Annotated in this window: 3 protein-coding genes; all 3 read left to right on the top strand. The window is 70.7% G+C overall.

Going from position 1 to position 2,696, the window contains the following annotated elements; genetic code table 11:
* On the top strand, positions 1–522 hold a 522-nt coding region (locus ACFQ4O_RS16645; RefSeq protein WP_378777357.1), incomplete at its 5' end, for a tyrosine-type recombinase/integrase.
* A gap of 88 nt (positions 523–610) precedes the next feature.
* Complete coding sequence (locus ACFQ4O_RS16640) at positions 611–1,564, top strand: acetyl-CoA carboxylase carboxyltransferase subunit alpha (protein ID WP_378777351.1); 954 nt, start codon at positions 611–613, stop codon at positions 1,562–1,564.
* Between the two features lie 130 nt (positions 1,565–1,694).
* Positions 1,695–2,696, top strand: a 1,002-nt coding sequence (locus ACFQ4O_RS16635; RefSeq protein ID WP_378777349.1) for a hypothetical protein, incomplete at its 3' end; no start/stop codon positions are given.

Here is a 2,696-nt window from a genome sequence, read left to right as displayed (position 1 = left end):
GCCTGCCTGCTGGAGCTCGCCTACGCCACGGGCCTGCGCGTCTCGGAGCTCGTGGCGCCGCCGCGCTCGGCGGCGAAGCCCGGCGCCGGCGCGGTGATGGTGAAGGGCAAGGGCGGCCGCGAACGGCTCGCCCCGCTCACCCCCGTCGCCAAGGCCGCCATGGCCGTCTATCTGGAGGCGCTGGCCGCCTGCGGGCGGGAGGCGTCCGGCCCGTGGCTGTTTCCGGCGCCGGGGGAGAGCGGGCATCTCACCCGCCAGGTCTTCGCCCGGGAGCTGAAGGACGCGGCGGTCCGCGCCGGGCTGCCGCCGGCCCGGGTCAGCCCCCACGTGCTGCGCCACGCCTTCGCGAGCCATCTGGTGCAGAACGGGGCCGATCTGCGCTCCGTGCAGCAGCTGCTCGGCCATGCGGACATCGCCACCACCCAGATCTACACCCATGTGCTCGACGAGCGCGCCCGCGCCATGGTGCGCGACCTGCACCCGCTCGGGGACCCGGAGGCGGCCGGCGCGTCGGAGTCTTGACTTTCGTCGGTCCCCCAAACCAAGTTGCGCCCGCTCCGCAAGGACCAGCGCCCCTCCCGCCGGGCGCCTGCGGCGCGGAGCGGAGCCCATGAAGAGCTATCTCGATTTCGAAAAGCCCGTCGCCGAACTCCAGGCCAAGATTCTCGAGCTGCGCGCGCTTGGCGAGAGCGGCGACGCGGTGGGGATCGAGGACGAGGTCAACCGGCTGGAAGCCAAGTCGCTCCAGGCGCTGAAGGAGCTCTACGCCACCCTGACGCCGTGGCAGAAGGCGCTGGTGGCCCGCCATCCCAACCGGCCGCATTTCCAGGATTTCGCCGCCGGGCTGGTGGAGGACTTCACCCCGCTTGCCGGCGACCGCAAGTTCTCCGAGGACGAGGCCATCGTGGGCGGCCCGGCCCGCTTCCGCGGCCAGCCGATCATGCTGATCGGTCAGGAGAAGGGCGCCGACACCGCGAGCCGGCTGAAGCACAACTTCGGCATGGCGCGGCCCGAGGGCTACCGCAAGGCGGTGCGCCTGATGGAGCTCGCGGATCGGTTCGGCCTGCCCGTGGTGGCGCTGGTGGACACCGCCGGCGCCTTCCCCGGCATCGAGGCGGAGGAGCGCGGACAGGCCGAGGCCATCGCCCGCTCCACCGAGGCCTGCCTCAACCTGACCGTGCCGAACGTGGCGGTCGTGATCGGCGAGGGCGGCTCCGGCGGCGCCATCGCCATCGCCACCGCCAATGTGGTGCTGATGCTTGAGCACGCGATCTACAGCGTGATCTCGCCGGAAGGCGCGGCCTCGATCCTGTGGCGCGACGCCGCCAAGGCCCAGGACGCCGCCACCAACATGAAGATCACCTCCGCCGACCTGATGCGCCTCGGCGTGATCGACGGCGTGATCCCGGAGCCGCTGGGCGGCGCCCATCGCGATCCGGACACGGTGATCGCGGCCGCCGGCGACGCGGTTGCGAACGCGCTCGCCCGTTTCGCGACCCTGTCGCCGCAGCAGGTGCGCGACGAGCGCCGGGCCAAGTTCCTGGCGATCGGCCGAAATCTCTGAGCGCCGGACGGGGCCGCGCGGCCTCGCCCATGACGGGTGACGGCGTCGGGAGCGCGTGGTAACGTCGAGGTAAGGGTACCTGGCGTTAAGCTGGCTCATGTGTCCGTCGTCGCGCCCTCGGGAGGCATTCATGTCCGCACATCGCGCAAGCGTCGCAGGCGCCGTCGCCGCGATCGCGTTGACGCTCGCCGGATGTCAGAAGGACGAGAACGCGGTCACCGCGCGCAGCGTCCAGGCCCTGCCCATCGAAACCGTCTCGCTCATGCAGGAAAAGGGCATGACGGCCTCCGATCCGATCCTGATGCGGATCTACAAGGAGGATTCGAAGGCCGAGATCTGGAAGAAGCGCAAGTCCGACGGCCGCTACGCGCTGCTGAAGAGCTACGACATCTGCCGCTTCTCCGGAAAGCTTGGCCCCAAGGTCAAGGAAGGCGACAAGCAGGCGCCGGAAGGGTTCTACTCGGTCGCGCCGGGGCAGATGAACCCGCGCTCCAGCTACTACCTGTCGTTCAATCTGGGCTTCCCGAACAAGTATGACCAGGCGCTCGGCCGCACCGGCCAGCATCTGATGGTGCACGGCGACTGCCTGTCCGCCGGCTGCTACGCCATGACCGACACCCAGATGGCCGAGATCTACGCGCTGGCGCGCGAGGCGTTCCGGGGCGGCCAGAAGGCGTTTCAGGTGCAGGCGCTGCCGTTCCGCATGACGCCCGAGAACATGGCTCGCCGCCGCTCCGACAAGAACATCGCGTTCTGGCGCAACCTGAAGGAAGGCGCCGACCACTTCGAGGTGACGAAGCTGGAGCCGAAGGTGGACGCCTGCGGCAAGAAGTACGTCTTCAACGCCTCCGCCGGCCCGCTGTCGAGCTTCAACGGCGCCTCCGCCTGCCCGAGCTACACGGTGCAGCCGGAGATCGCCAAGGCGGTCGCGTCCAAGCGCCGGGCCGACGAGGCGGTGATCGCCGCGCTGTCCAAGTCCACCGAGCCCGCGCCGGAATATGTGGCCCAGAACGGCCGCCTGCGCCGCACGCTGGACCAGCCGGTGATCCAGGTCGCCGCGGTGCCTTCAGCGCCGGCCGCCTCGGCCTTCGCGCCGCCCGCGGCCGACGCCGCCGGCGGAACCGGCCTGCCC

This window comes from Methylopila musalis (assembly GCF_042679725.1).
Lineage (GTDB): Bacteria > Pseudomonadota > Alphaproteobacteria > Rhizobiales > Methylopilaceae > Methylopila > Methylopila musalis.
This window is presented reverse-complemented; position numbering and strand designations above follow the sequence as displayed.